Here is a 6,053-nt window from a genome sequence, read left to right on the forward strand (position 1 = left end):
CCAGGTCCACCGGGCCCGGCCCGACGCCGTGGCCGTCGCCCACACCCACTCCCTCCACGGCCGGGCCCTCGCCTCGCTCGGTGAACTCCTCGACCCGATCACCCAGGAGGCCTGCGCCTTCTACCAGGACCACGCCCTCTACGACGCCTACACCGGCGTCACCGTGGACCCCGAGGAGGGGCGCCGGATCGCCCTCGCGCTCGGCACGTTCAAGGCGATCGTGCTCCGCAACCACGGGCTGCTCACCGTCGGCACCTCCGTCGACGCGGCCGCCTGGTGGTTCATCGCCCTGGAGCGCTGCGCCCAGGTGCAGCTGACCGCTCGGGCGGCCGGGAAACCGGTCCTGATCGACCACCGCGAGGCCGTCGCCACCCGCGAACAGCTCGGCAGCGACCTCGTCGCCTGGATCAACTACCAGCCCCTCTGGCGCAGGATCAGCCGCACGGAGCCCGAACTCCTGTCGTAATACCATCGCTTCACCCTTCTGTACGTCAATGCGATGGCGCGGCAATCACCCTCCGGGGGGCGCACGCGGCAGGTGCGGGAGCCGCCGGTACGACACAATTCCGTTGAACCAACGGCTGGTTGACCCCTCGGGACGCACCGGTACGTGTCGTGAAGTGAGCTCGGGAAGTGAGCACCGTGGCGGTTCAAGAGGCGAGACAGTACGGCGAGCACGCGACGGCCTGCGCGGGCTGCGCCCACTGCGGACAGAACGGCCACCGGCGTGCCGTCGCCGCCTTCCTCGCACGGCGCGACGAACTCGCCGCCGGGCACGGCGTCCCCGCGGCCGTCGCCCACTCCCCGGTCGCCGCCCGCCAGTGGGTCTCCGACGAGCTCGCCCAGTCCGCCCGCGCGGTGGCCGTGCACGGCCGGGAGGCCGGCGTGGCCTGGTTCGACCGGGTCCGCCGTGGAGGTCTCGCCGCGGTCTGGGGCGCCGTCGTCGCCCTGCTCCTCGGCCAGGCCCTCACCGCCGTGGGCGGCGGCTGGACCGGCGCCCGTACGGCCGGCCTCTGCACCGCCCTGGTCCTCGCCGTCCTGCTCAGCGCCGCCGCCCACGCCCACCGCTCCCGCGGCGGACTGCTCGCCCCGCTGATCGGGGAGGACAACCGGCTCTCCACCACCCGCGCCGTCGTCGCGGCCTGGCTCCTCCTCCTCGGTTACGCCCTGGTCTTCCTGGCCTTCCTGTCACCGGGCGCGCGTGCCTTCGGCCTCGCCCGGGGCGCCGGTCTGCTGACCGTCCTCGCCCTGGTGTCGGCCGTCACCGTGACCGCCCGGCTCGTCGTCGCGGCGGGGATCGCGTCCCGCCGCCTCCAGAAGGTGCGCGCCGACCGGCCGCGTGCCGCCGATCTGCTCTGCGACGACAGCGGCCGCGCCGCGCTCGCCGACGTCCAGTACGTCCTCGTCTCCGGTTCCGTCCTGGTCCTGACGGCCGTGGCCCTCGCCCGCGACCCGGCCGGGCTCCCCGCGGTGCCCTGGTCCCTCGTGCTCCTCGTCGGCGTCTCGGCCGTCTGGCACCTCGCCGCGAAGTACACCGAGGGCGTCCGTCCCACGATCCACTCCGTGGTCAGGTCCCGGGAGGCCGGCGACCTCGACGCCCCGATCCGCACGGGTGACGACATCGAGATCCGCGGCTGCGGTTTCGTCCCGCCCGGGGCCGGTGCCCCCGACCCGCTGACCCGTCTGGTCGTCCGTATCGGCCCGGTCCACGCCCATGTGCCGCTGGTCCCGGTCCCGGGCGGCTTCGCGAACCCGACCGACGCCGCCCTGACCGTCCCCCTCCCGGCGGACGTGGAACCGGGACGGGTGGAGGTCTCGGTCGTGACGGCGGCGGGCGTCGAGACCAACCGGGTCACGATCGAGGTCGTGGATTGATCCCTCCGGCCCTCCTTCCCGTATCCCTTCACAGGCCGGGCGAGGAGAATCGTTCCGCGAACAGTCGTACGGGGCGAGGAGAGGTGGCCGACGATGACGGGACACGCGGACCGGGCGGACGGCACGGCCGGCGGGACCGGTGACGCGGGCGGTGCGAGCGGCCTGCACGGCACCCGGGGCGCGGGCGACACGAGCGGTGCGGGCCGCACCGGTTTCGCCGCCGGGCTCGACCGCTGGAAGGCGTTCGGCTCCCGCTACGCCCTCCTCCCGCTCCGGGTCTTCCTCGGCGTCACCTTCGTCTACGCCGCGTTCGACAAGCTCACCGACTCCGCCTTCTTCGCCGACTCCGGCACCGGCTCCATCGGCGAGATGATGACCGGCGTCCGCGACAGCTCGGCCATCCCCGCCCTGGTCGACCTCGCCCTCAAGAACCCCGCCGGCTTCGGCTACGCCATCGCCTTCGGGGAGCTCGCCGTCGGGATCGGGACGCTGGTGGGACTCTTCGCCCGCGTGGCGGCGCTCGGCGGCGCCCTGATCTCCCTGAGCCTCTGGCTGACCGTGAGCTGGCAGGTGAACCCGTACTACCTCGGCAACGACCTCGCCTATCTGATGGCCTGGCTGCCACTGGTGCTGGCCGGGGCGTCGGTGCTGTCGCTCGACCGGCTCCTCGCCGAGCGGCGCCGGACGCGGTAGACGATCCAGGTCACGAGGCCGGCCGTGCCCAGGCCGCCGAAGAGGACCGGGAACACCACGTACCACGGGGTCGTCCAGGCCCCGGTGGCGTCGCCCGCGTAGAGCCCGGCCAGGGCGAGGGCGGTGAGGCCGGCGATCATCCTGCCGGGGCGGAACTCATGAAGCAGCACGGGTGACCTCCACCTGTCCGATGCCGACCTCGAGAGAGAGGTCGAGGGTGCCCGCCGGGGTGGTCCCCGTCGGCGGGTTCAGGGTCCGGGTCACGTCACGGTCCGGCGAGACGTCGATGTCGTTCGCCGGCTCGCCCGGCAGCTGAAGATCTCCGAGGCCCACCTGGGCGTGGAGCTTCACGACCGCGTTCTTCGGGACGATCACCTTGAGCCGGCCGGCGCCCACCTCGATGTCCGACGACACGGTCGTGCCCGCCGGGACCGCCAGCGTCGACAGATCGAGCGTGCCGACCCCGGTCCCCAGCTCGTAGCGGGGCTGCACCGCGGCGACCGACGCCGGTTTCCACGTCTCGCGGATCCACTCCGTCGTGATCTGTCCGGGCACCGCCGTGGTCAGGGCGAGCAGGCCCGCCGTGACCACGGTGAGGAAGATCGTGCCGAACCCGGTCCGGCCCAGGAAGCTGCTGACCACGAGACCGAGGCCGAACACCGCCAGGGCGGCGACCAGACCGATCTGCAGGGTGGTGCCCAGCGGCTCGCTCTCCCAGGTCAGGGAGGTGCCGATCACCGCCGCGACCATGGCGAGCAGATAGACGAGCCCACCGATCGAGAACGGGCTCCGCCGGATCGAGGGCTGCGGGCGGCCGGGTGCGGTGGGGCCGGCGCTCCACCGGCCGCCCGGCTTCGGCACCTCGCCGTCCACCAGACCGTCCTGGTCCACGATGCCCTGCGGCCCCCACAGGTAGCCGATGGCCACCCTGCCCGTCGAGCCGTCCTTGACGATCGGGTCCCGCCACCACGAGGGGAACTCGACGAGCGGCGGCGCCTTGGTCTCGGGCGGGGCCTCGGCGACCGGCCGGGGGGCCGTCGCCGCGTCCGCCCGTCCCTCCGTCTCCATGGCGCCGGCCTGCCGGTGCCGCGACCAGACCGCCGCCGACGACAGCGCGAACGCCACCAGGAGGGCCGAGCCCAGCATCGACCCGCTGTGCAGCATCGACAGGAAGACCCCGCAGCCCACCAGCGCCATCAGTACGGCGGCCAGCGTGCCCCCGGAGACGCGGCCGGTCAGCAGCCTGCGCCCGTCGTTCTCCTCCTCGCCGTCGAGCGGGATCAGCAGCCAGGCGAAGCCGTAGAAGATCAGCCCGAGACCGCCCGGCACCGCGAGGACACCGACCACCACCCGGAAGATCACCGGGTCGAGGTCGAAGTACCGGCCGAGGCCACCGCAGACACCGCCCACGACCTTGCTGCCGCGCGAGCGCCGCAGAGGAGGGGCGGAGACGGCCTCCGCCGGCGGCGGGGCCTCGTGCTGCGAAGACATCGAACTCGTCATGCGTCCATGGTGACGGCCCGTGACGCCGAGCGGCACCGGGGCCGACCCTGGCCCGACCCTGATATTCGGCGCCCCACGGCCCCCGAGGGGGTACCAGGGACGATCTCAGGGCCGACCCTGATGTCCAGGGCGGGCCGAACGTGTGACGATCGGTGCATGTCCGCAGCCGCTCGTGTCACCGAGACCGACGAACCGCCCGTGCGCAGGCTCTACAGGAGCGCCGACGGGCGATGGCTCGGCGGTGTGGCGCGCGGCCTCGCCGGCCACCTCGGGCTGCCGGTCGTCTGGGTCCGCATGGCCTTCGTCGTCATGTGCTTCCTGGACGGCCTCGGTCTCCTGATCTACGCGGCCTTCTGGATCGTCGTCCCGCTCGGTGTCGGCGGCCGGACCGCCCCGCGCCCCGTCTTCGAGACGACCCCCGACGGACGCCGCAGACTGCGCAAGCCCGACCGGGGACAGGTCTTCGCCCTCATCGTGCTCGCGATCGGCGCCGCGCTCCTCATCGGGAACATCAGCGTCGACGGCGAGTCCGGCCGGTACGTCTGGCCGCTGCTCCTCGTCGGCGGCGGCGTCGCCCTGGTCTGGCGCCAGGCGGACAACGCCCGCCGGGCCAGCTGGACCGACCCCGGCCGCCGCACGCGCGCCCTCCAGCTCGCCCGCGGCCTCGTCGGCGTCGCCCTGGTCGGCACCGGACTCGCCGTCTTCGTGGTGGTCCGCGGTTCGGTCGCCCAGCTCGGCACGGCACTCACCGCCGCCGTCGCCGTCCTCACCGGCATAGCCCTGCTCTCCGGTCCCTGGCTGGTCCGGATGTCGCAGGACCTCACCGAGGAGCGGACCATGCGCATCCGCGCCCAGGAGCGCGCCGAGGTCGCGGCCCACGTCCACGACTCCGTGCTGCACACCCTCACCCTGATCCAGCGCAACGCCGAGGACGCGGGCGAGGTCCGCCGGCTGGCCCGCGCCCAGGAGCGGGAGCTGCGGAACTGGCTCTACAAGCCCGAGGGCACCGGCAGGGACGAGGAGCCCGAGACCCTCGCGGAGGCGGTGAAGAAGGCGGCGGCCGAGGTGGAGGACAAGCACGGGGTCCCGATCGAGGTGGTCGTCGTCGGCGACTGCCCGCTCGACGAAGGACTGGTCGCGCAGATGCAGGCCGCGCGCGAGGCGATGGTGAACGCCGCGAAGTACGGTGGCGAGGGCGGGGCCGTGCAGGTGTACGCCGAGGTCGAGGGCCGCACGGTGTTCGTCTCGGTCCGGGACCGGGGGCCGGGATTCGACCTGGACGCGGTCCCCGAGGACAGGATGGGCGTACGAGAATCGATCATCGGCCGGATGCAGCGCAACGGCGGCACGGCCCGGCTGCGGTCCGTGCCGGGCGGGGGCACCGAAGTGGAGCTTGAGATGGAGAGGGCGGACGGATGAGCGACGAGACCGGGGAAGCGACCGGAACCGAGGCGGGGGCGGGCGCGGAGCGCCGGGTGCGGGTGGTGCTCGTCGACGACCACCGGATGTTCCGTACCGGAGTGCAGGCCGAGATCGGGCGCACCGACGTCACCGGCGTCGAGGTGGTCGGCGAGGCCGCCGACGTCGACCAGGCCGTCACCGTCATCACGGCGACCCGCCCCGAGGTCGTCCTCCTCGACGTGCACCTTCCGGGCGGCGGCGGGGTCGAGGTGCTGCGGCGCTGCGCGAGCCTGATGAGCGCCGCGGAGGACCCGGTGCGCTTCCTCGCCCTGTCCGTCTCGGACGCGGCCGAGGACGTCATCGGGGTGATCCGGGGCGGTGCCCGGGGCTATGTCACCAAGACGATCACCGGTACCGACCTGGTCGACTCGATCTTCCGGGTCCAGGAGGGCGACGCCGTCTTCTCGCCCCGGCTCGCCGGATTCGTCCTGGACGCCTTCGCGTCGACGGACGCGCCGCCGGTGGACGAGGACATGGACCGGCTGACCCAGCGGGAGCGGGAGGTGCTGCGGCTGATCGCC

7 protein-coding genes are annotated in these 6,053 nt (G+C 73.4%); 5 read left to right on the forward strand and 2 right to left on the reverse strand.

Annotated features, from left to right (window positions below; translation table 11 throughout):
• From AOK00_RS22260 to AOK00_RS22270, 3 genes are all read left to right on the forward strand, one after another.
• On the forward strand, positions 1-466 hold a 466-nt coding region (locus tag AOK00_RS22260; protein WP_173861613.1), incomplete at its 5' end, for a class II aldolase/adducin family protein.
• Positions 467-642: 176 nt separating this feature from the next.
• Positions 643-1,875: a hypothetical protein gene (locus AOK00_RS22265; protein WP_055602068.1), complete on the forward strand. Its 1,233-nt coding sequence runs from the start codon at positions 643-645 to the stop codon at positions 1,873-1,875.
• A 162-nt stretch (positions 1,876-2,037) separates the two neighbouring features.
• A complete protein-coding gene (locus tag AOK00_RS22270) occupies positions 2,038-2,568 on the forward strand; it encodes a DoxX family protein (RefSeq protein ID WP_055602069.1) in 531 nt (176 codons plus the stop codon).
• Here the strand turns inward: AOK00_RS22270 and AOK00_RS37375 are convergent.
• Together AOK00_RS37375 and AOK00_RS22275 are read right to left on the reverse strand one after the other, a co-directional pair.
• The gene (locus AOK00_RS37375) at positions 2,478-2,738 is read right to left on the reverse strand and encodes a hypothetical protein (protein WP_073910442.1); all 261 of its coding nucleotides are present in this window, start codon (positions 2,736-2,738) and stop codon (positions 2,478-2,480) included. The genes AOK00_RS22270 and AOK00_RS37375 overlap by 91 nt on opposite strands.
• Positions 2,725-4,071 carry a PspC domain-containing protein gene (locus AOK00_RS22275; RefSeq protein WP_079042132.1) on the reverse strand — a complete coding sequence of 449 codons (1,347 nt, stop codon included), beginning with the start codon at positions 4,069-4,071 and terminating at the stop codon, positions 2,725-2,727. Before AOK00_RS22275 ends, AOK00_RS37375 begins: the two co-directional genes overlap by 14 nt.
• 156 nt (positions 4,072-4,227) lie before the next feature.
• Here AOK00_RS22275 and AOK00_RS22280 point away from each other — a divergent pair, with 156 nt between their 5' ends.
• Positions 4,228-5,490 carry an ATP-binding protein gene (locus tag AOK00_RS22280; RefSeq protein WP_055602066.1) on the forward strand — a complete coding sequence of 421 codons (1,263 nt, stop codon included), beginning with the start codon at positions 4,228-4,230 and terminating at the stop codon, positions 5,488-5,490.
• A partial coding sequence (locus tag AOK00_RS22285) for a response regulator (RefSeq protein ID WP_055602067.1) occupies positions 5,487-6,053 on the forward strand: 567 nt, incomplete at its 3' end. The genes AOK00_RS22280 and AOK00_RS22285, both read left to right, overlap by 4 nt.

It is taken from the genome of Streptomyces aureus, from assembly GCF_001418135.1.
GTDB classification, from domain to species: Bacteria; Actinomycetota; Actinomycetes; order Streptomycetales; family Streptomycetaceae; genus Streptomyces; species Streptomyces aureus_A.

Excerpts from the sequence above, each read along its gene's own strand:
- AOK00_RS22280 (WP_055602066.1), top strand. The coding sequence starts at position 4,228 with ATGTCCGCAGCCGCTCGTGTCACCGAGACCGACGAACCGCCCGTGCGC.
- AOK00_RS22275 (WP_079042132.1), bottom strand. The coding sequence starts at position 4,071 with ATGACGAGTTCGATGTCTTCGCAGCACGAGGCCCCGCCGCCGGCGGAG.